This is a genomic window from Lelliottia sp. WB101, assembly GCF_003051885.1.
In the GTDB taxonomy this organism is placed as follows: Bacteria; Pseudomonadota; Gammaproteobacteria; order Enterobacterales; family Enterobacteriaceae; genus Enterobacter; species Enterobacter nimipressuralis.
Genome location: NZ_CP028520.1, coordinates 2958708 through 2980454, shown reverse-complemented (window position 1 = coordinate 2980454; position 21747 = coordinate 2958708). Strand labels below are relative to the sequence as shown.

The following is a 21747-nucleotide window of genomic DNA, read 5'->3' as shown; positions in this document are numbered from 1 at the left end:
AAATGATGACTTTTATGATGATTGTGTTGGCGGTTATTGGTGGTGCAATGCTCAGCATTCAGGCTGCGATAAATGGCCAACTGGGTAGCAAAGTGGGTGTATTCAAAAGCGCATTTCTGACCTTCTCCGTCGGCGCGCTTATTACTGCCCTGCTGATTTTCTTCTTTGAGCCTAAACATGCTACCAGCCTATTGGATGTACCGAAGTGGCAGCTGTTAGGTGCTATGTTTGGTGTGCCTTACATCGTCATTATGGTCTTTGCCGTCCAACGTATCGGCACAGCCGTTGCAACGGTTGCGGTGATTTTCGGTCAGCTGACAATGAGCATGCTGATTGATAACTTTGGCTGGCTTGGCAACGGGGCGATCCCCTTCTCAATGAATCGTCTGGGTGCCATCCTCTGTCTGGGTATCGCGCTATTCTTCATCTATTCCAGCAACAGAAGCAAAGCAGCACCGGCTAAAGAAACGCGTCATCAGGCAACCGTAAACGAATAAACGTCCCGGATGAGTAGCAAAAAAAAGAAACCGTCGTCGTGACCGGTTTCTTTTAAATTTAGCGGGGTGTTATTTAACGCAGATTATCTGGAAAATTGTCCGGCAATTCACTCGCCGCGCAGGCAATCACATCGTCATTATTCGCACCGCAGTCACGAATAAAGGTGATGGTGGCAAATTCATCAATAACCTCCGTCGGATAAGCCGGACCGGTATCGCGGTACTGGTTCATCAGCGGAATATGGTCATTCTGGAAACACACGGTTTTTTCGGGGTTATTCATCACCCAACGTGGGAAGAAAATAGTGCCATGGAAGAGTTTATCCCCCAGGTTGACAATTAAGCTCACATCCGTGCCGGTTGGCTCCGTCCAGGAGATTTTGTAAATACTCTCACCCACGCGGACGATATAAGCCTGCTGATCTTTGACCCAACGATTCCCCACCAGGCCGCTGTGAATACGGTAGTCCAGGGTTTGTTCATTTTTGACATAAATTTCGTAGTTCCAGCCGTTATCGTAGGTGTACACCAGATGTTTACCGACAAAACCGCTTAAATCATGTTTATCAAAGTTGCTCATTTCAGGTCTCCTCTGTTCGATAAAACAAGTCTAATGCTTTAATATTTTGATGAATAGCGCTATTTTATGATGATATCAATCCAATAAATGAATCAATATGAATAAAACAACGCTGGAACAATGGGCAATCCTTGACTGTGTGTTCACTACCGGCAGCTTTGCCCGCGCCGCCGATACGCTACACCGCAGCCAGTCCTCTATTAGCTATAATCTCGCGCAGCTCCAGACGCAACTGGGCGTGACGCTGCTGGTTCCTGAGGGGCGTCGTACGGTATTGACCCCAACCGGGGCCACGCTGCTGAGCCAGGTACGCCCGCTGCTGAAAACATTTAGTTATGTGGAGGCCCAGGCCGCAACTCTGCAGGAGGGGATGCGATCGCAGCTTAATTTGGTGGTGGACGTTATCTATCCTCGGGAGCGCCTGTTCTCTGCCCTGCAACAATTCCAGCAGCGCTGGCCGACTATTCGGGTGAAGCTAACGGAAGTCACCGAGAGCATGTTCCCCACCATGTCCGCTGTGGACGATGCTGATGTGATGATCGTGACCGACCGGCAAAATATTACCGGCCGGGGAGAGTGGCTAATGAACGTGGATTTTATTGCCGTGGCACATCGCGATCATCCTCTGCTGTCGGTATCCGGCACGTTGACCGAAGCATTGCTCAGCAACTGGCCACGGATACAAATAGCAGATAGCGGGAAAGCGGCCTCAGGGGATAGCCAAAACTGGGATTTCTCCACTCTGGATGCGGCGGCAGGCGCTGTCGTGGCCGGTCTTGGTTACGGCTGGCTGCCGCAGGCCTATATCCACCAGCAACTGGCAGCAGGCATACTGCAACCATTGCCCCTCAGCCACGGTTCGCACCGCGTCACGCCATTACACATCATCCTGCGCCGTGATGTTCCGCCCGATGAACCGGTCAGTTTCCTGATATCAGCCCTGAAAAAGGCGCTGTAAACCACACCGTGAAATGCGGCACGCCTGTAAGCGCCTGATTACATTCTTATATCGTACTTCTGTTGCAGTACGATATAAGCTTGTTATGGGTGTCTGCCTGTTTGCTGGGGGTGCCTTATTACGTCAACGTCACACCGCCTTTTACCTCGGTGCTTTTCATTAGTGTGTTGGTTCCGTGGTGGAACAACTTCGGCTTTATCGGCTGTTCTGAAACATCCTACCCTTATCAAGTGTCACGGGTAGTTGGGTAGTTGGGTAGTTGGGTAGTTGGGTAGTTGGGTAGTTGGGTAGTTGGGTAGTTGGGTAGTTGGGTAGTTGGGTAGTTGGGTAGTTGGGTAGTTGGGTAGTTGGGTAGTTGGGTAGTTGGGTAGTTGGGTAGTTGGGTAGTTGGGTAGTTGGATAGTTGGATAGTTGGATAGTGCAGAGATTCTATTAGGGATAATGATGGTATTCGGGGAGCCGTGGGTTTGAAATATGAAAGTCCGCTTAGTGCCATTAGAGGACATTACTGGCTCAAGGAAGCAATAATTGCTAAAAGTAGTTCTTAGCTAACCGGACTGCAGTTGGCGTAAACCATTCAGTATTGCACCGGGAACCCATTCTCTAACAGGTTCCCGGGTCAATATTAAAGCCAGTAGCCTTAGTGGCGTGAAAGGCTGAAAAACCAGGCTATTACTGCACAAGCGGTCAGAACCAATCCCAGTTGTTGCACGATACCAGCAAGTCCCAGCATCATTCCCAGCAACATATAGTAGACTAATCCAAACAACGCTCCGGCCGCTCCGGTCTGTTCACGGTATCGGCTCAGGGCCTGGCTGAGCACGTTTGGAATCGCGATGCCATAGGCAACCACAATCCCGGCCATCGGCAAAAGGATCCAGACAGAATGCTGTAATATCCATGCTGCGATACCGGATAACAGGGCCAGCAGGCAGGCATTCTTCACCAGTTTTTCTGGTGGCAAACCTATAGACAACAGTTTCCGGTTCCAGAGGCTGCCCGACAGAGAAGCTAAAGCCAGTAAAATCCCCGTCCATCCGAAAGCACGGGGACTCCAGCCCAGTTGCCCGAAAAGAAACGGTGCCAGGCTGTAGTAACTGAAAAGCATCGTATTGAGCAGCGCAACAAGCATTGCATTTTTCCAAAGCCTTCCATCACCCGCCATTCGGTAACCCAGCCCGCCAAAACGGGCACTGGAAGTATTTTCCGACCGCGTTTCAGGCAGCAGTAATGCGGTCAGTGTCAGCAGCGCCAGGGCCAGTGTCACCAGCGCAACGAACACGCCTGTATGTCCGTACAGGCTGACCAGCCAACCTCCACTTACCAGACCGAAAACCGGGCTTATTGCCAGCGCCGCTCCCATTACGGAAAAGACACGGGCTAAGGCCGTTGATTCGTAACTATCCCGTAACATGGTCTGAACGACAACGGACCCGGCAGCTGCCCCCATGGCCGCCACCATGCGAGCCAGGAGTAAAACACTAAAGTCTGGAGTTACAAGCGCCAGTGCGGAACCGGTCCCGTAGCACAGAAGTCCGGCCATCATCGCCGGTCGCCGACCAATACGGTCGCTTAGCCAGCCCCAGAGTGCAACGCCGACGGCAAACGCGACAAAATAGACTGAAAGTGTCTGCGTGGCACGTTCACTGCCTACCTGAAAAGCACGGGCGATGTCAGGCAATGCAGGGCTGTATATGGTTTCCACCAGTTGGGGAAACATAATCAGTATTGTCAGTAGCCACAACGGTGGCTGCTTATTGGTATTCATAACATTAATCCCTTAAATAAGCAGAACATGCGGCTATTATTGTGGAAATTTTATTGTCACATTATCATTATAATGACTGTATATATTTAAAATCGGACATTAAAAAATGAAGATAAGCCCTGAAGATTCTTTCGATCCGGATCTGTACGATGAACCGGTTATCGGAATTGCATCCGATATGGGGATACATGATTCAGGGATGCATAGCCATCTTCGTCATCAGTTACTTTTTTCGGCAGCGGGAAGTATCACAATTGAGCTGGATAATACCCTTTGCCTGCTCCCACCCCGGCGTGCTGCCTGGATTCCTGCCGGCACGGTTCATCGTGCCATTATGAATGGTTCAATGGCCTATCGTTCTCTTTACTTTTCAAATAGCTTACCGCTATCGGCATTACCCCTGCAGATTGTAGAAGTTAATCCCCTGTTTTTTGAGGTGATCGAGCGGATGGCATTCTGGCAATGGGGAATGCCCGCAGAACGACAAAGCAGTCTACTCACTGTTTTCTGGGAAGAAATTAAAAATGCTCAACGTGAAAACTGGACGTTACGGTTTCCTTCAGATAGTCGACTTAATACCTGGCTGGACACGGTCCGCGAAGGCGAATTACCCCCACGGCTGGGCCAGTTAGTCCAGAAGGTCGGTGCATGTGAACGCACGATAAGCCGTATATTTATCCGGGATACGGGAATGAGTTATCAGAGCTGGAGGCAACAGTGGAGGCTACTGAAAGCGATGGAAATGTTGTGTGACGGTTGGTCGCTAAGTCAGGTTGCACAGCAGCTTGATTTTGTCAGTGACAGTGCCTTTATTGTCTTCTTCCGCCAATATACAGGGACAACGCCGACCCGTTACCTCCGGAATTCAATTGCTGAACATCAGGACGTATCTTCGGTTTAACAGCCAGTACGAACCTATTTTAATCGAGCTGCCATTGCGTTCTTCCATATTTAGCCGATGTACGCTGGCAGAGGGTGAGTCGAGAGTAGATCGTAAAAGGTGTCGTGGATATTTTTGGGCATGATAACGTTCTGAATGCATTCTCTCTGAGACTCATCAGGAAGGCGGTTTATTGAGATTCTGATTTCTATCAGACAATGGTGTCATGTGTGCGAAGGTCCGCTTCTCGCTCAAAGCGGACTTTCTGTTTAGTCAGTTAGTTCCAGTATTCATATTGCGCCGTCATTACGGCGTTATGTTTGTCCATATACTGTTTTCCTGTCCGATCGGTTGGGGTGATCGTGATATCCATATTGGCATGTGTGCACTCTCCATGTGAGTTCCACTCCTTGCAGGTGGTCAGTTTTTTTTCAATCGTGAAATACGTCTGGGTCTTGCTCAGGGTCAACTCACGGCCCTCGTTATCATAGCCATACTCTTCTATGGTTGAAGGTGATTGGGTTTTGATCAGGCGATGATTATCATCATAGCTATATACAATCGTATTATTATCTATCGCCATACTTCCTTTGCTTACCGCGCTTGCCAGTAATCCTGATGAATTAACGGTGTAGCCGATTGTGCCAACTGCGGTTTTGTCTTTATCTCCCGGTTTTGTAGCCACGAAAACGGAACGATTAATCGCGCGGCTGATTATTTCTTTACTGTTAAGCTGGTACATTCCCTCAAGAGTCTGCCTATATATCTGCGTGATTTTCTGGCTGTTTTTATCGGCTATGACCCCGTTTGAGTCTACCTGGATGCGCCAGCCAAATTCCGTTTTATTCAACTGAACATCAGAGGTTGCCGTGAAAACGCCGTTCTGGCCCGTTGAGGCTTTGACCTCTTTCATATGGCCGCTTATTAGCTCACCGCATTGACTGAAGTTGCTTTGAAGCGATGTGCGGAGATATCCATCAGGGCTATCAATAGTGACTGATACAGATTTGGGCGTTTCAGTTCTTGCCTGCTGACCAAGAAGGATGAAGTTGTTCAGTTTGTTTTTAGCGAGGGTTTCCACAGTGCATTGTGCTGCATAAGTCTGAAATGTGCAGAGGGATAAGAGAGTAATAAACAGGTTTTTATTATTGAATGACACTATTTGTTGTCCTCATGAACCAGTCGGTTATCCAGATTATCTCATTAAGAGGTAACCTGCTCCTGAGTGAGCTGGTAAACATCATACATCGATGAACTTTTCATCGGTTTAACCGACCAATGAAACCGTGTCCCTTTGCCAATCATGATAGCGCTACGAATTTCAGTAATTGGTTGAAACTCGTGATTCGACTTCTGAAACTCCATTTGCTTGTTGCGCAGTGGCGCCGCGCCGTAAATGTCTCGGAATTCATGAATGAGCATCGCTTCGAATTCAGAATATACCTTTGAGGCGTTTCTCGCCCGAGGGAAACAATAGCCAATGAGGAACTCATGCTCGCCTTGCAGGTCCGCAAGATCCATCAGCCAGTTCTTATGCTGAGTAATGCGCTGTTCAAAGTTTCCTTCGCCGATGTACACCGTGGGAGAAATGCCGCGTGGGTATTCAATAGCAAACAGGCCATCGAGCCTGATGACATAAACGCACCGTTTAAGATCCTCCTGACTAACGCCTCTGCTTTGCAATACAGGAAGAACATCTTTTTTCCAGGTCTGGCGGCAGTTCCACTTCAGCCAGTCCCACTTAATTTGAACAACTGCCACTTAATCACTCCTTATCAAGATTATTTTGCTCCCGCTGCACCCGCCTGTTGAGCTTATCGCTTCAATTATCCGGCGATAGCCAACAAAGTTGCAAATGGATAGCCAGGTTAAGACAAATGCTCTCTTTTCACCCTAAATACACCGTCATGATATATCGGCAGAGAAACGACTTTGATGAGTGGTTATTCATCTTCTCGCTATTGGTGAGCGTTACCTTCCCCTTAGCACTTCTGACTGTTGATGTACATTCACTAAGCCGTCCGCACCTGCCGCACAGCGGATCGTCAACCCAGTTAGCTGTCCGCGGTGTGCCAGAAGCGGACTTTTAATCTTTCTAGAAATATCTCATGCCGTGGCCAAATTTTGTCGACCACTACACATTAAGGCGGCAATGAGATACGCTCATTTTGCGTCGGAACATTTCACCGAAGCCAGACTTTTGCCCCACTAAACAACATGGATTGGATGATGTTATGGAAAATAAATATACGCATGACTTACACGAAATTCTGTGTTTAAAAACGTTCGGTGAAGCTTTCGAAGCTTATCGCGTCGATGATTACGACAGAATGATCACCGAATGGGCAGAAAGAGAGCTACTCTCCCTCAATAGCTCTGAAACCTTATTAATTTTAGCCTCCCTCAATTTAGATAAACATCCTGAATCAGATGCGATTGAGCGCTACCTTCATGCATATATGCACGAAAAAAACATGATTGTCCCTGACATCAGCACTAGTTCAATTACGTGGCTAAGGTTTAAGGCTTGGTGTCTGATGCAAGCTGATTCTTCCACAGAAATAGAGTTACGGTTGCACCAAATCCCTGCTTTTCACCTATCTTTTGGTTCCCGTATTGTCAGCAACATCTGCTGGCAGCTTTACGGCATATACGATGAACTCTTTGATGATTGGGGGCCCGACTATCCCTCTAAGGCCTCAGCGATGAGCGAAGCAGACATTCTTGATTTTGTGAAATGCCGCGTGAAACCTTTCTATCGTGTTCTCTGTAGCAACGATTGGGCCTGGGTTTTGGCCCGAGCAGTATAAGCAATCTATTGTCCGCAAAGTGCCAGGAGCGGACGTTAGACAAAAGTAGTGTCCCTTTTTATAAGTGCCTTATTTTTAATCAAATGAAAGCAACCCCCTTAAGTCACCTGACCATAATACCAGCGTTCTCCCGTAAACCACTCATCACGGTCCTCACTTCCATAATATTCGAGAGTGATACCGATTTCCTGTATGTTAGCAGGAAGAACGAGTCCCCACTCAGCTACAAGGCTACGATCTTTGATCAAAGCCGAAGCACCATTTTCAGAACGACCTTCAGCTATAAAGCCTTGAAAATATTCTTCAGATCGATAAAGGCAGACCTCACTTGTAAACATATCAGGAAGACATACGACAGCGGTAATTCGAGGGCTGTAATTCATACCAGCAGTAGCCGTTATGAGGTTTGAACATGCATTAATCAAAGCTTGCGCACAATCCGCTTTGGTTTTAAGCGTGCTGCATTTCCCCTCAGCGATATTAATGTCTACTGGAATTTTAAAATTCCAGTAATGCTCATCTTCTGAGAAAATGCTACGTTCGGGGTTGTGAAAAGTACTAGCCCAACGGTTAAGAGCTTTGATGCGTCGGGGAATATTTCTGATTTTGGTTCGATAGTCTCTGTTAAGTCGTCTACTCATGAATAATTTACTTTTTAGCTCGTCAAACAGTTAGAATTGTGTCCCTACACAAAAGCATTCTATCCTAATTTATTCAGCTTATCGTTATGCATGTAATCAAACGCACCGCAATCGGCTTGCGAGAAATTATGTCCGCTCCTCGCTCACAGCAGTCGCTCCTAAAGGTTTTCCATATAATAAAACGCTTTCATTAACTCATCTTCTGTAAGCGGCGATATCAAACTTGCCCCTGTATCTTTCTCAATCTTCATCAATAGCTCGCTGCGGGTTATGCCCAATCTATTCGCAACATGGTTAGCGCAACTCCGTGCGTGTGACGCTCTATGCGCAAGAAGGCCTTCTGCGGCTAGAACTTTTCTTCTTGATGACGAATGTGACATTGATTCCTCCTTTAGCCTAAATCACTCCCCATAAAAGCATTATGCGATAAGAAAAATAACGATGTTCTCGCTAGCTTTATTCTGGAAACACCATAAGCGCAACTTCGTAAACCACAATAGCTGAAGTGTCCGCTATTCGCTCAAAGCGGTTCAACCCGCTCTTTAACCAGTCCTCGTCATACCAAAAGCAAGCCTTGCCAACATCATGATATGCTCCATTCTGGACAGAAGAATGCCCCGTTATTCCCAGTGCATTGCGAATCAAAGACCGTAAAAATAATGACATCACGCATGGAGAACCTTGTCATGGATTTCACTATCCGTCACGCACACCCTGAAGACTTTGAAAGGCTGCGCGCTATTGAGCTCGCGGCTTTTGAAACCTTGCGTAATGCGGGTGCGGTAACAGACGAGGCGGGCGCATGTAGCCTGGAGGAATTGAGCGATTTCTGGCGTAACGGTCTGCTGCTTACGGCCTGTACGTCTGATTCTGTTCCCGTAGGTTTTGTCGCAGCTAAAGTTGAAGATACCTGGCTGCACGTTGCTGAAATGGATGTACATCCGGCCTGGCAACGCCACGGTATCGGCAGACGGCTTATGCAGGCTATTCTCAATATTGGTCAGCAGCGTGGTCTCACGGGAGCCACGCTGACCACAGATAAAATGGCTGCTTTTAATGCCCGATTTTACGCCACATTGGGTTTTGAAATTGTAGAAGGTCTCGCACGACCGCCGCATCTGGTAAGCCTGATTGCTGAAGAACTCGCGACAGGTTTCAACCCGGCGCGGCGTGCAGCGATGTGTATGACTTTCAGCGACGCACACAATCCGCCTCAAATAACCTCAACAACCTCAAACTCCTCTGCGATCAGCTCCATCTCTTCAGAGAAGTCCCCTTCGCGCGCGAAAAAGCGCTGATGTTCTTTCCGCCAGTATTCAAGGCTCAAATCGCCCTCCCCCTCTTTTCTGGCAAACTCATCGGTCACATCGCAAAAACGCACCAGGCGCATTGAAATCAATCTGATCACGCACACCGGTGCATTCTGACCATCAAGGACAATGTTATAGCTACCGATCCGGGGCGCAGTTCCCTCCTGTTGATACGATGAAAAAGAGCCACATGAGGCCGTTTTAATCCCTTTTTTAATCAGGTCAGCAAGCTCGTTCGCCAGCTCAGGGCTGTCACCCATTTGCCAGGCATTTGCTTCCGGATACTTCACCTGCAGCTCATCCAGCATCGTCATGATTATTTTCCTGTTATTTAGTGAGTTAGCGGCTGCCAGACCGAACGAGCCGAAGCCCTTTTGAGACAATTTTTTGGAACTCTTCGCACTCGGTATGCTCTGGCTGTGTACAGCGTGCAGCATGCTTCAGCCCGCGGCTTAAAAGCTGCAATCTGCGAATGGTGTTGTCAATCTTCAGTGATTGCTGATGAAGCTGCTCGCGGTCAATTGCGATCGTCCCTTTCGCACCAAACATCGCTGCAATGTCATCCAGAGAAAATCCTGCCGCCTGCCCCAACGTGATCAGCTGCAGCTTATTAAGCACATTCTCATGATACTGCCTTCTCAGACCGTTGCGACCCACCGGCTGGATCAATCCTCGCTTCTCGTAATAGCGCAGCGCCGAGGGGCTAATGCCCGAAAGGTCGGCGATTTCTCTGATATCCAGTTCTTTCATCGTTGACTTAAACCTGACTTTAACTTGCACACTGTCTGCCAGCTTAGCATTTCATCAGCAAGGAGAAGACTATGGATATGATGTTGGTGTTTAAAACAGTCATAACGGGGATGGGCGCAACAGGGGTGATGGATCTATGGTCCTGCTTTCAGAAACGCACTCTTAAGGTTCCGCCACTGAACTATGCCCTGGTGGGCCGCTGGATTCTGGGTTTGCCGGGCGGGACGTTTTGCCATCACACGATCGTCTCAGCGCCGCCACTACGCTGGGAGCTGTTGACGGGCTGGGTGTTTCACTATCTCACCGGGATACTTTTTGCTGTCGTGCCGCTGATGCTGTACGGAGCAGAATGGTTCACTCACCCCTCCCTCTCGACAGGACTGCTCGCCGGTCTGTTAACATTATTTGCCCCGTTCCTGATTCTGCAGCCTGCGCTGGGTTTTGGCATTGCTGCGTCGCGCACGCCTCGCCCGTGGCTGGCTCGTCTGTTCAGTGTGCTCACGCATCTGGCTTACGGCGTCGGGCTTTATATCGCGGCCTGCGTGATGAGCTTTTAAGGGATAGGACTTATCGTTACGCCTGACCGCCATACGTCAGCCAAAACGTCGTAAGTCGGCATCATTTTTTCCTGTTAGACGCGATGGGCCGGCGGAGTATTATGATAAATCAGGTCTGCTTGCCCCATTCAGGAGGACAATGAATGTCTGAACATCCCTCAGTAGCGCTTATCGGCCCTGGTGCTATCGGTACCACCATTGCCGCGGCACTGCATGAAGTGGGCCGAACGCCCCTTCTTTGCGGACGCACCGCTCATCCACAGTTAGTGTTGCGCCACGATGACGGTGAAATCATCGTACCCGGTCCGGTCATCACCGACCCTGCGCGCGTCAGCCACCCGGTCGCGCTTGTATTTGTGGCCGTGAAAACCACCCAGGTCGCTGACAGCGCCGGGTGGCTGGCTGCGCTGTGCGATGAAAACACCGTCGTCTGTGCGTTGCAGAATGGCGTTGAGCAAAAAGTGCAGCTCGAACCTTACGTTAACGGTGCCGTGGTCGTCCCGTCGGTGGTCTGGTTCCCGGCTCAGCGCGAGCCGGACGCCTCCGTGTGGCTGCGTGCCAAACCGCGCCTGACCCTCCCCGCTATCCCGCAGGCAACACGGATCAGCGATGCGCTGAGCGAGACGCGCTGCGCGGTAGAATTGTCAGCGGATTTTGTCTCTATCGCCTGGCGTAAGCTGTTACAGAATGCGGTCGCGGGCCTGATGGTGCTGGCGAACCGCCGTGCAGGGATGTTCTCGCGGCAAGATATCACGGAGCTGGCACTGGCGTACCTGCGCGAATGCCTGGCCGTGGCGCGGGCAGAAGGCGCATCGCTCGGCGATAACGTTCCGCAAGAGATCGTTGAGGGTTTTCATCGTGCCCCGGCGGATTTAGGCACGTCAATTCTCGCCGACCGTCAGGCCAATCGTCCCCTGGAGTGGGATATTCGCAACGGCGTGATCCTGCGTTATGGCGATAAGCATGGTATTCCTGTCCCCATCAGCCGCGTTGTGGTCCCGCTGCTGGCGGCGGGAAGTGAAGGGCCGGGTTGACGTTAACGCTCGGGGCGGGCTTTTACTGCCGCCCCACGTCCACTACCACCAGTACCCCAAAACTCCCTTCCGGCACGGAATGCCTCGCCCCCTTCGGCACAAAAAAGAACTCCCCGGCTTTCAGGGTAAAGTGCCGCTCCTCCACCACCAGCGGCAGCTCACCGTCCAGCACCAGCAGCAGTTCGTCGAAATCATCATGCGCTTCGGTTGGAAGTCCCTCCCCGCCCATCTTTAGCACTTTTATGTTGGCGTTCCCGACGGTGCCAAGCACGCGCGAACGCCAGACATCCGGCAGGTCTGCCACCACGCTCGCAATTGAGGTTTTCATTGAACACTCTCTGTTTAGTCTGATCGGCGCTACCACCTTTAGCATGCCGCGGGTGAATTACCGTTATAAATTCATCAGGTTAAGGTTGCTGGATTTTAACTAAGTAAAGATAACGGACTAAATTTGAAGAACATTTTCACAAGCGAAGCCATCGAGCCAGCCGCAGAATTCCGGCACGCGGTGACATTCTCAACTAGACTTGGATGTTGTTATTTGCCACCTGTTTGCACATCAACCTGAACTATCCATCTCCTTTCACTCCACCCGAGAGGTTCAATCATGTCATTTGTCACCACCAAAGATAACGTTGAGATCTTCTATAAAGACTGGGGACCAAAAGAGGCGCAGCCTGTCTTCTTCCACCACGGCTGGCCGCTGAGCGCTGACGACTGGGATAACCAGCTGTTGTTCTTTTTGGCGCAAGGCTATCGCGTACTGGCGTCCGACCGCCGGGGCCACGGGCGTTCAAGCCAGGTCAGCGACGGGCACGATATGGATCACTACGCCGCCGATGTCTCCGCCGTTGTGGAACATCTGGATCTGAAAAATGTGGTGCATATCGGGCACTCGACGGGCGGCGGGCAGGTTGCGCGCTATGTCGCAAAATATGGTCAGCCGCAGGGGCGCGTGGCAAAAGCGGTGTTGATCAGCGCCGTACCGCCGTTAATGGTCAAAACGCCGGAGAACCCAGGCGGCACGCCGATTGAGGTCTTTGACGGGTTCCGCCAGGCGCTGGCCGCCAACCGCGCGCAATTTTATCTTGATGTCGCGACAGGCCCGTTCTACGGCTTTAACCGGGAGGGTGCGGAGATCTCACAGGGCACCATTCAGAACTGGTGGCGACAGGGAATGATCGGCAGCGCAAAGGCGCACTACGAAGGTATCAAGGCGTTTTCAGAAACCGACCAGACCGACGATCTGAAGGCTATCACCGTCCCTACCCTGATTTTGCAGGGCGATGACGATCAGGTCGTGCCGTATAAAAATGCGAGCCTGCTTCAGGACGAGCTTCTCAGCAACAGCACCCTCAAGGTCTATCCGGGCCTGCCACATGGGATGCACACCACCCATGCTGACCTGATTAACCAGGATCTTCTGGCGTTTATTCGCAGCTAACCCACCCTCGGTATAGCCGCCCAGGCTATACCGACCCTCTCACCCGCACGCCTTCAATCATCATAAAAATGATGATTATTTGTTGTTATTTCGTTAACTCCAACGGTGTAGAATTGATTCATCGATCGACATAGTCGGAGCTTACATGAATAACAAACGCCGCTCGGTTCCAGGAATCCGGCACTATGATGGTCCTGCCGGGGGATGGGGGGCGCTGAAAGCCACCGCCATCGCCGTTCGCACGCAGATGGACACCCTCGATGCCCCCGCGACCCTGCTTCGCACCAACCAGCCTGACGGATTTGACTGCCCCGGCTGCGCATGGCCCGACAAAGAGCATAAATCCACCTTCCAGTTCTGCGAAAACGGCGCCAAAGCCGTGACCTGGGAAGCCACCAGCAAACGCGTCACCCCGGCGTTTTTCGCCGAAAACACGGTGACTTCCCTGCTGGCAAAAAGCGATTTCGAACTTGAAGGCTATGGCCGTCTGACGCACCCGATGGAGTATCACCGGGAGAGCGACACCTTCCGCCCGGTCGAATGGGAACAGGCGTTTGCACGCATTGGCGAAATACTGCGCGAACTCCCGCCGGATGCGGTCGAGTTTTACACCTCCGGTCGCGCCTCCAACGAAGCGGCGTTCCTGTTTCAGCTGTTTGCCCGCGAACTGGGCACCAATAATTTTCCTGATTGTTCCAATATGTGCCACGAAGCCACCAGCGTCGGTCTGCCGCGCTCCATTGGGATTGGCAAAGGAACCGTGTCGCTCGACGATTTTGATAACACTGAGCTTGTGATTTCAATCGGCCATAACCCCGGCACTAACCACCCGCGAATGATGGGGACGCTGCACGAACTGGCTCGCCGCAAGGTGCCGATTATCGTGCTCAACCCGATGCGTGAGCGCGCGCTGGAGCGATTTGCCGATCCGCAAAGCGTGATGGAGATGGCGACCTACAGCTCCACCGATATCGCCTCGACCTATTTCCAGGTGAAAGCGGGCGGTGATGCTGCCGCGCTGAAAGGCATCGCTAAACATCTGCTGGCGTTTGAAAACGCGCTGGATAGCGATTTTATCGCCACGCACACCCAGGGCTTCGATGACTTTGCGGCGGATATCCAGGCGACAAGCTGGGCGTCGATTGAGCGCGAATCGGGCCTGTCGCGCCAGGATCTCCACCAGGTCGCAGAGGCCTATGCCAAATCCAACGCCACCATCATCACCTACGGCATGGGCATCACCCAGCACAACAAAGGCACCTCCAACGTGCGTCTGATTGCCGACCTGCTGCTGATGCGCGGCAATATTGGCAAACCCGGCGCGGGGATTTGCCCCCTGCGCGGCCACTCGAACGTTCAAGGAAACCGCACCGTCGGGATCTCCGAAAAACCGACGGCGGCGTTTCTCGGCAAAATTAACGAGGTGTTTGGCTTTACGCCACCTGCGGCGCACGGCCACGACGCGGTGCAGGCCACCGAAGCGATGATCAACGGCAGCGCCAGGGCGATGATCTGTCTCGGCGGGAATTTTGCCGTCGCCATGCCCGATCACGCGCGCGCCTTCCCGGCAATGCGCAGCCTCGATCTGAGCGTCCACGTCGGCACCAAGCTTAACCGCACGCATCTCCTGACGGCGAAACAGACCTGGCTGTTCCCCTGCCTTGGGCGCACGGAGCTGGATATGCAGCAAACGGGCCGCCAGTCCATTACGGTGGAAGATTCGATGTCGATGGTTCATGCCTCGTCCGGCAAGCTCAAACCCGCCTCGCCTGAGCTGCGCTCGGAGCCGGCGATTGTCGCCGGGCTGGCAAAAGCGACGCTGCCTCACACCCGAATTGACTGGACCACCCTGGTGTCGGATTACGATCTGATCCGCGATCTGATCGAAAAAACCATCCCCGGTTTTGACCAGTACAACCAGCGCATTCGTATTCCCGGCGGTTTTCGCATGCCGCTTCCGCCAACCGAACGCGTCTGGCCGACGTCCACGGGCAAAGCGATGTTCTCAGTATTTGAAGGTGTCGATGAGAACCAGCCGGGTGTCGGTGACAACGTGCTGCGGCTGGTAACGCTGCGCAGCCACGACCAGTACAACACCACCATCTACGCGCTCGATGACCGGTATCGCGGCGTGTTTGGCCGCCGCGATATTCTGTTTATGAACGAGGGCGATATGGCGCAGTTGGGTCTGGAGCACGGCGATCGTGTGGATATTTCCACCGCGTTGCAGGGCAGCGTTCAGCAACTGGAAGACATCACCGTGGTCGCTTACAGCATTGCCTCTGGTACGGTCGGTGCTTATTATCCAGAGGCTAACGTACTGGTTCCACTCGATTATCTTGACAAAGACAGCGGAACACCGTCCTATAAATCCGTGCCCGTCCGGGTAACGCTGCGATCAAAAGAGATCCGCGCACTATAAACGAGACCTATTGATGTTGATAAAAACCAAAACGTTGCCAGGGAATGAGGCCAACGCCGAGTTTCGCGCGGGCATTACCGCCTGTCTGCCCACCATTCCGGGCTACTGGAGCATCGGTTTTGCTGCGGGAGCCATCGGTACACTCTCCGGCTTTACCACCCTGCAAACCGCCCTGTTGGCGAGCGCGCTCTACGCGGGTTCCGCCCAGTTCCTCTTTTATTCTCTGTGGGCCACCGGCGCGGAAATCGCCTCGGTGGTGCTGAGTGTGTTCCTGGTGAATCTGCGCTATCTGCTGATGAGTTCTGCCATGAGCGTGTTCTTTCGCGATTACACCACCCTGCAAAAAGTGGTCAGCGGGCTGTTGCTGACGGACGAAACCTTTGGCGTCGCGGTTCAACAGGGCAGCCATCAGAGCAAAGTGCCGTTTGCGTGGATGCTGGGGCTGAACATGGCCGCGTGGCTGAACTGGATCCTCGCCTGCGTCGTGGGTGCCTGGCTCGCCTCCGCCCTTCCGCCGTCCCTGATGGAAGGGCTAAGTTTCAGCCTGGTGTCGATGTTTATCGGGCTGGTGCTGATGATCTGGTTTGCCAGCCGCCGCAAAGCGCTGGAATCTTTCAGCATCGCGGCGGCGGTGGTGATCACGCTGCTGACCGCCAGCCATACGGACATGAGCGTGGTGGTCATCGTCGCCGCATCGGTCTCTGCGACGCTGGCAACCCTCGGACTGCGCCTCTTCTATAAAGGCGGTCACTAATGGAGCGCAATATTTTACTGGCGATCGTCGCCTGCGCCGTCGTGACGGCCCTGATGCGCACCGTGCCGATTCTGCTGCTCTCACGCTTTCGTCTGGCGCCGATCCTGCAACAGTGGCTGAGCTTTATCCCCTCGGCGATCATGGCCGCGATCATCACTGCCGAGCTGCTAGGCAAACCGGCGCTGACCTCATCGGGGATCAGCATTTCTTTGCTGGCGGCAGCCGTTGCTGCGGTCGCGGGGATTTTCACCCGCAGCCTGTTCGCCACGGTCATCGCCGGGATGGTGGCGTTTTCCGGGCTGAGTTATCTGTTAGCCTGATTCCCTCTCAGAGCTGCGTCCCCCCTGATTTCTCCGCCGCGTCGCGCCAGTCCAGCAACAGTGAATAGGGCTGGCGCGATACCTCACTGAATCCGCCGATCAGTACCGCCTCGCACACCTCGCGATAGTCGGGCGCCGTCACCAGGGTTTTCAGCGCATCGCGCAGAAGGGAAAGCGTTTCTGCTGACGTGCTGCCCGCCGTAATCAGCGGCAGCCCCGGCGCAGCTGGCGTTTCACCCACCACGCTCAGCCCGTCCAGTAATTCGGGTTCATGACGCTGCAACAGCGCCCAGGTCACGCAGTCGATGGCGGCGATATCCGCCCGCCCTTCTGCCAGGGTAATCAGCGATTGCCGGTGGCTGCCGCTCAGAAGCGTTGCAGAGAAAAACCGTCCGTCGACCGCTAACGGCGCGATCAGGTTGCGCAGGGCGTTGTAGCCCGATTGAGAGTCAACCGAATTGCACACCGCGCGCAGGCCGCGAAAATCAGCCAGCGTTTTGCCTCTGTTCGTGTCGCGTGCAACAAGAACACTGCGGTAGAAAATTCCGTCGCAGCCGGGCGCGGTGTAGTGAAAACAGCCCACCGTCTGCACCGCCGGGAGCTGGGTCATCAGCGGAAATCCGCAGGTCTGGCTGAGCAGCAGTTCGGGGCTACGCCAGTGCGCGAGCAACGCCTCTCCGGCCCCGTCGCGGACAGACAGACCGCGCGCCTGCAAAAGTCCCTGCACCGCCTGCCACAGCCGCGCATTGTCTCTGGGGTTCACGGCATACATCGGAAACGCGAGAGTGTTAGTCATCATTTTTCACGCCAGGATGGACGGTAACATCGACAGCTTTCGCCCAGAACCGGCGCAGCCATTCCCCGTAGCCGCGCACCACAAAATGCAGGTTGCGCTGCTGATACTGCGCTTTATCACGCAGATAGATCGCCCGCAGGCCGTACCAGGGCACGCCGGGAAGATCGTGATGCACTGCATGATAGTTCAGATTGAGAAACAGCACCCGCCACACCAGTGCAGCTTCATTGATAACAGACCTTGCCAGCGGGTCGTCCGCCGCCTGATGCTCCAGGAACGAACGCACTTTGGTCAGCGCCAGAGCGGGATAACTCACGCCGATCACAAACCAGAGCGCAGAGAAGCCGAGCTGTTCCATCACGATAAACAGGGGCACCAGCAGCGCGCCATGGACAAGCCACATCGCCATATTCCTGAGTTCAAGATGGCGAAAGGCGCGACAGGCGCTGGCGAGCGTCTGGGCAATATCCAGAAGCGGGGCTAACAGCAGGCGACCGGGAAACGTATTGCGCGCGTGAATCAGTTTGCGGCGCCACGGGGAGAATTTCGCCCAGCTTTCGTCGGTGAAATAGTAGGATTCAGGATCGTCCACCGGCACGGTCAGATGATCATGATTATGGTGGGCCAGATGCGAATCGCGGTACAGCCCGTACGGGTACCACACGGCCAGCGGCAGCGTGCCAAGCAGTTGATTAAACCACGCGCAGCGCGTCGGGTGACCGTGGATCAGCTCATGCTGCAGGGACATATACCAGGCGGTAAACCAGATCAGCAGCAGCGTAGCAGGAAGGCGACCCAGCGTTTGCCAGTAAAACAGCGTGGCAAACCAGCCGCCGTAAACCACAACCACCAAACTCCAGGTGGGAAATTCGCTGCGCCAGAGCCAGCTACGGGAGAGGTGGCGAATCGTCTCGCGTTGTTGAGGATGTAAATATAAAGGCGACCGTTTAGCCATCTGTTTCGATGCCATTTCCGTAATAAGACGTTATCCCACGAAGATGTGAGATAACGTCGGAAATAACAAAGAATTTAAATGGCTATGCTTTGCCAGAAATAGATAACAATGCGCCGGGTATTATTCTTTCACGCGGGCGCGTTTACCGCGTTCTTCTTGCTGGCTGTCGTCACTTGCCACCAGCGCGAAATTAAAGCTCACTTCCGTATGGGGACCGTTAATATCACGCGCTTGCGACAGTTTGCTGTCGGTAATTTTAACCGGGTCAGCAATCAGTTCCTCGCGGGTGGCAAAGGCAAAATCGTCCCACAAATATTGATCGCCATTGAGGTTAATCTGGGTCGTCAGATGTTTAAAGCCGGGCGCAGAGACAAAAAAATGGATGTGAGCCGGACGATTACCGTGACGCCCCAGTCCGTTCAGCAGTTTTTGCGTTGGACCATCCGGCGGGCAACCGTAGCCGCAAGGGACGATACTGCGCACCGCATAGCGGCCATCCGGCCCGGTCTGCACGCGGCGGCGCAGGTTGTATTCGCTCTGGGAAGCATCAAAGAATGAGTAGCCGCCGAGGGTGTTGGCGTGCCAGATATCGACGATGGCATCGGCCACCGGTTTCCCCTCCAGATCGGTGATGGTGCCGTGCAGCCACAGGGTTTCCGTGTCTTCACTGCCGTCATCCATGCGGGCATAGCCCTCGCTGAGCGGCGCGTTCGCCACATACAGCGGCCCTTCGATGGTGCGCGGGGTGCCAACGTCATTCCCCGCCGCCGCCTCTTTTTCGTCGGCGCGCATATCGAGGTAGTGCTCCAGCCCTAACCCTGCCGCCAGCAGCGCCGCCTCTTTCCGCTCGCCCAGCTCATTTAAATAGTTCACCGCCAGCCAGAACTCTTCGTCGGTAATATCAAACTTTTTAATGGTCAGACACAGATCGCCGAGCAGCTGATGCATAATCGCTTTAAAACGCGGGTTGCCCTGCGTGGCATTTAATCCGCTGCTGATCGCGAGTAACGTTTCCAGTTCTGTTTGTTTTGCCGGATTCACTGACATTGCGTATTCCTCTTGTAGGGTAAGGTTTTTTTCGCTGTTACGACTTTTCAAAATAAATAGACGACGGATGAGCGCACAACGCCTGCACGGTAATCTCCATATAAGGAAAAAGCGGCAGGCCGGTTAATATGTCGTGCAGCTCCTGATTATCTTTCACCTCAAACAGACTGACGTTGGCGTATTGCCCGACCACCCGCCAGATATGCAGCCATTTGCCTTCGCGCTGTAATTGCTGCGAATAGGCTTTTTCTTGCGCCTTTATTTCCTCCACCTGTGCGACAGGCAGCGTGGAGGGAATATTCACCGTCATTTCCACTTTAAATAGCATGAGAGGCTCCTTTATTTTCTGGCGTAATAACGCAGTTTGTCTTCGTCAATCTCAACGCCCAGTCCCGGCCCTTGCGGTAAAGTCACCTGGCCGTCGCTGAAATCGAGGGGGGATACGACGATGTCATCTTTCAGCAGCAGCGGGCCGAACATTTCGGTGCCCCACTGCATTTTCACCGTCGACCAGGCGTGCAGCGACGCCACCGTGCCGAGCGTACCTTCCAGCATCGTGCCGCCGTACAGCGCAACGCCTGCGGCCTGCGCCACGTGCGCCAGCTTCAGGGCCTGTGCCGGGCCGCCCGCTTTGGCAATTTTGAGCGCATACGCGCCGGTAAACCCGCCGCTCGCCAGGGCATATCCGTCATGAGCGGTGGCCACCGCCTCGTCCGCCAGAATCGGCAGGGTAAAACGCTGGCTCAGGGCGATCAGGCCGCGGGTGTCCCACAGCGGAATTGGCTGCTCGACCAGGTCGATGCCGCCCGCCTGTAACAGCGCCATCCCCTTGATCGCGCTCGTCAGATCCCACGCCTGATTCACATCCACCCGAATGCTGACCTCTTCGCCCAGCGCCGATTTGATCGCCAGCGCGTGGCGGATATCGCTGTTCAGCTCGCCCGCGCCGATTTTCAGTTTGAAGGTGTTGTGCCGCCCTTGCGCCAGCAGGCGTTTGCCTTCCTCGATATCCCTGGCGGTATCGCCGCTCGCCAGCGTCCAGAGCACCGGCAGACGGGAAGTGAGTGCGCCGCCGAGCAGGCTGCTGACGGGCACATTCAGCTGTTTTCCCTGCGCATCGAGAAACGCGGTTTCCAGCGCCGATTTGGCAAAGGTGTTGCCTTTCACGCTGGCATTCATCTTCTCCGCAAGGGCCGCCACGCCGCTGAATGTCTGGCCACTCAGCAGCGGCGCGAGATAGGTCTCAATCGCCGAGCGGATCCCTTCCGGGCTTTCCGCACCGTAGCTCAGCCCGCCGATAGTGGTGGCCTCCCCCCAGCCAACCACGCCCTCGGCGCAGGTCATACGCACAATGGTCAGGGTCTGGCAGCCCATGGTCGCCATCGACAGTTTGTGCGGGCGAATAGTCGGAATATCCACCCGCCAGCAGGTGATGGATTCAATGGTTAAGCTCATGTGCGGCTCCTGCGGTGAGAAAAGTGGTCACATGCTGGTTAAACGCCGCCGCGCAGGCCACGTTCGAGAGGTGCGACGCCGGTAAAATGAGAACGTGCGCGTGTGGCGCATCCACCACGATGGCCTCGGCGTCACGGGGCGTAGTGACCGGATCGTACTCCCCGGCAATCACCAGCATCGGACGGGACATGTGCGTAAGGTCATCGTGCAGATCGGCGACGGCCAGCGCGTCGCAGCAGGCGGCGTAGCCCTCGGCTGGGGTCGCGGCGAGCTGTTCGATCAGCGGATAAACCACCTCCGGATTGCTGTGGCGAAACGCAGATGTAAACCAGCGGTCGGCTGCGCTCTCGGCGACGGGGGACATCCCCTGCTCGCGCACCCGTGCCGCGCGCTGCCGCCAGCCCTCCTCCTGCCCAATCCGCGCGGCGGTATTGGCGACCACAATCCGATGAAAACGCTCTGGCGCGTGGCGGTTGAGCCACATCCCGGTCAGGCCGCCGAGGGAAATCCCACAAAAACAGGCCCGCTCCACGTCGAGGTGATCCAGCAGCGCAATCACATCCTGGCCAAGTCGCTCAAGGGTGACGGGCTGCTGCCCGACGGCTGAGCGCCCGTGTCCGCGCGTGTTGTAGCGCAGCACGCGAAAATACTGCGTCAGCGCCGGGAGTTGTGCCTGCCACATCGCCCAGGTGGTACCAAGAGAGTTCGACAGCACCAGCAGCGGCGCGCCCTCAGGGCCATCAAGGCGGAATTCGATTTCCATATGTTC

25 protein-coding genes are annotated in these 21747 nt (G+C 53.8%); 11 read left to right on the top strand and 14 right to left on the bottom strand.

Annotated features, from left to right (window positions below):
• Positions 1-5: 5 nt before the first annotated feature.
• Positions 6-497 (top strand): DMT family transporter, encoded by a 492-nt coding sequence (locus DAI21_RS14330; protein WP_100779897.1) that lies wholly within the window; start codon positions 6-8, stop codon positions 495-497.
• 73 nt (positions 498-570) lie between these two features.
• On the opposite strand, the gene DAI21_RS14325 is transcribed toward DAI21_RS14330, so the two are convergent.
• Positions 571-1077, bottom strand: a complete 507-nt coding sequence (locus DAI21_RS14325; protein WP_107703416.1) for a phenolic acid decarboxylase — start codon at positions 1075-1077, stop codon at positions 571-573.
• A gap of 97 nt (positions 1078-1174) precedes the next feature.
• Between DAI21_RS14325 and DAI21_RS14320 the strand changes: the two genes are divergently transcribed.
• The gene (locus DAI21_RS14320; protein WP_107703415.1) at positions 1175-2035 is read left to right on the top strand and encodes a LysR family transcriptional regulator; all 861 of its coding nucleotides are present in this window, start codon (positions 1175-1177) and stop codon (positions 2033-2035) included.
• Between the two features lie 640 nt (positions 2036-2675).
• On the opposite strand, the gene DAI21_RS14315 is transcribed toward DAI21_RS14320, so the two are convergent.
• The gene (locus tag DAI21_RS14315) at positions 2676-3803 is read right to left on the bottom strand and encodes an MFS transporter (protein ID WP_107703414.1); all 1128 of its coding nucleotides are present in this window, start codon (positions 3801-3803) and stop codon (positions 2676-2678) included.
• 106 nt (positions 3804-3909) lie between these two features.
• On the opposite strand from DAI21_RS14315, the gene DAI21_RS14310 reads away from it, so the two are divergent.
• On the top strand, positions 3910-4704 hold the full coding sequence (locus tag DAI21_RS14310) for a helix-turn-helix domain-containing protein (protein WP_107703413.1): 795 nt from the start codon (positions 3910-3912) through the stop codon (positions 4702-4704).
• Positions 4705-4960: 256 nt separating this feature from the next.
• Here the strand turns inward: DAI21_RS14310 and DAI21_RS14305 are convergent, their stop codons facing one another.
• Positions 4961-5842, bottom strand: a complete 882-nt coding sequence (locus DAI21_RS14305; RefSeq protein WP_107703412.1) for a hypothetical protein — start codon at positions 5840-5842, stop codon at positions 4961-4963.
• A gap of 44 nt (positions 5843-5886) precedes the next feature.
• A complete protein-coding gene (locus DAI21_RS14300; protein ID WP_102103919.1) occupies positions 5887-6444 on the bottom strand; it encodes a hypothetical protein in 558 nt (185 codons plus the stop codon).
• Between the two features lie 473 nt (positions 6445-6917).
• On the opposite strand from DAI21_RS14300, the gene DAI21_RS14295 reads away from it, so the two are divergent.
• Positions 6918-7493, top strand: coding sequence for a hypothetical protein (locus DAI21_RS14295; RefSeq protein WP_102103920.1), 576 nt, complete (start codon positions 6918-6920; stop codon positions 7491-7493).
• Positions 7494-7591: 98 nt separating this feature from the next.
• Here DAI21_RS14295 and DAI21_RS14290 read toward each other — a convergent pair whose 3' ends face one another.
• Positions 7592-8134 (bottom strand): DUF3916 domain-containing protein, encoded by a 543-nt coding sequence (locus DAI21_RS14290; protein ID WP_107703411.1) that lies wholly within the window; start codon positions 8132-8134, stop codon positions 7592-7594.
• 686 nt (positions 8135-8820) lie between these two features.
• On the opposite strand from DAI21_RS14290, the gene DAI21_RS14280 reads away from it, so the two are divergent.
• Positions 8821-9432 carry a GNAT family N-acetyltransferase gene (locus DAI21_RS14280; protein WP_107703409.1) on the top strand — a complete coding sequence of 204 codons (612 nt, stop codon included), beginning with the start codon at positions 8821-8823 and terminating at the stop codon, positions 9430-9432.
• On the opposite strand, the gene DAI21_RS14275 is transcribed toward DAI21_RS14280, so the two are convergent.
• Entirely contained in the window at positions 9348-9758 is a 411-nt protein-coding gene (locus DAI21_RS14275) for an ASCH domain-containing protein (RefSeq protein WP_199908225.1), read from the bottom strand. The two genes, DAI21_RS14280 and DAI21_RS14275, sit on opposite strands and share 85 nt — an antisense overlap.
• A 25-nt stretch (positions 9759-9783) precedes the next feature.
• Positions 9784-10194, bottom strand: a complete 411-nt coding sequence (locus DAI21_RS14270; protein ID WP_107703408.1) for a helix-turn-helix domain-containing protein — start codon at positions 10192-10194, stop codon at positions 9784-9786.
• Positions 10195-10265: 71 nt separating this feature from the next.
• Here DAI21_RS14270 and DAI21_RS14265 point away from each other — a divergent pair, with 71 nt between their 5' ends.
• Positions 10266-10751, top strand: a complete 486-nt coding sequence (locus DAI21_RS14265; RefSeq protein ID WP_107703407.1) for a DUF2938 domain-containing protein — start codon at positions 10266-10268, stop codon at positions 10749-10751.
• A gap of 143 nt (positions 10752-10894) precedes the next feature.
• Entirely contained in the window at positions 10895-11785 is an 891-nt protein-coding gene (locus DAI21_RS14260; RefSeq protein ID WP_107703406.1) for an oxidoreductase, read from the top strand.
• Positions 11786-11807: 22 nt separating this feature from the next.
• On the opposite strand, the gene DAI21_RS14255 is transcribed toward DAI21_RS14260, so the two are convergent.
• Positions 11808-12113 (bottom strand): cupin domain-containing protein, encoded by a 306-nt coding sequence (locus DAI21_RS14255; protein ID WP_107703405.1) that lies wholly within the window; start codon positions 12111-12113, stop codon positions 11808-11810.
• A gap of 279 nt (positions 12114-12392) precedes the next feature.
• Between DAI21_RS14255 and DAI21_RS14250 the strand changes: the two genes are divergently transcribed.
• The 4 genes from DAI21_RS14250 to DAI21_RS14235 all read left to right on the top strand — a co-directional run bounded on the left by DAI21_RS14250 (position 12393) and on the right by DAI21_RS14235 (position 16725).
• Complete coding sequence (locus DAI21_RS14250) at positions 12393-13229, top strand: alpha/beta fold hydrolase (protein ID WP_102103926.1); 837 nt, start codon at positions 12393-12395, stop codon at positions 13227-13229.
• A 145-nt stretch (positions 13230-13374) separates the two neighbouring features.
• Complete coding sequence (locus DAI21_RS14245; protein ID WP_107703404.1) at positions 13375-15651, top strand: FdhF/YdeP family oxidoreductase; 2277 nt, start codon at positions 13375-13377, stop codon at positions 15649-15651.
• 13 nt (positions 15652-15664) lie between these two features.
• On the top strand, positions 15665-16405 hold the full coding sequence (locus DAI21_RS14240; RefSeq protein ID WP_102103928.1) for an AzlC family ABC transporter permease: 741 nt from the start codon (positions 15665-15667) through the stop codon (positions 16403-16405).
• Complete coding sequence (locus DAI21_RS14235) at positions 16405-16725, top strand: AzlD domain-containing protein (RefSeq protein ID WP_100779875.1); 321 nt, start codon at positions 16405-16407, stop codon at positions 16723-16725. The genes DAI21_RS14240 and DAI21_RS14235 overlap by 1 nt, the downstream gene beginning before the upstream one ends.
• Positions 16726-16732: 7 nt before the next feature.
• Here DAI21_RS14235 and DAI21_RS14230 read toward each other — a convergent pair whose 3' ends face one another.
• The 6 genes from DAI21_RS14230 to pcaD all read right to left on the bottom strand — a co-directional run bounded on the left by DAI21_RS14230 (position 16733) and on the right by pcaD (position 21741).
• Entirely contained in the window at positions 16733-17521 is a 789-nt protein-coding gene (locus tag DAI21_RS14230) for a phosphate/phosphite/phosphonate ABC transporter substrate-binding protein (RefSeq protein WP_107704258.1), read from the bottom strand.
• Positions 17514-18476, bottom strand: a complete 963-nt coding sequence (locus DAI21_RS14225) for a fatty acid desaturase (protein WP_107704257.1) — start codon at positions 18474-18476, stop codon at positions 17514-17516. Before DAI21_RS14225 ends, DAI21_RS14230 begins: the two co-directional genes overlap by 8 nt.
• A gap of 120 nt (positions 18477-18596) precedes the next feature.
• Positions 18597-19523, bottom strand: a complete 927-nt coding sequence (gene catA, locus DAI21_RS14220) for a catechol 1,2-dioxygenase (RefSeq protein WP_107703403.1) — start codon at positions 19521-19523, stop codon at positions 18597-18599.
• A 37-nt stretch (positions 19524-19560) separates the two neighbouring features.
• The gene (gene catC, locus DAI21_RS14215) at positions 19561-19851 is read right to left on the bottom strand and encodes a muconolactone Delta-isomerase (RefSeq protein WP_100779872.1); all 291 of its coding nucleotides are present in this window, start codon (positions 19849-19851) and stop codon (positions 19561-19563) included.
• An 11-nt stretch (positions 19852-19862) separates the two neighbouring features.
• Positions 19863-20978: a muconate cycloisomerase family protein gene (locus DAI21_RS14210; protein ID WP_107703402.1), complete on the bottom strand. Its 1116-nt coding sequence runs from the start codon at positions 20976-20978 to the stop codon at positions 19863-19865.
• On the bottom strand, positions 20962-21741 hold the full coding sequence (gene pcaD / locus DAI21_RS14205; protein ID WP_107703401.1) for a 3-oxoadipate enol-lactonase: 780 nt from the start codon (positions 21739-21741) through the stop codon (positions 20962-20964). The genes DAI21_RS14210 and pcaD overlap by 17 nt, the downstream gene beginning before the upstream one ends.
• Positions 21742-21747: the final 6 nt, after the last annotated feature.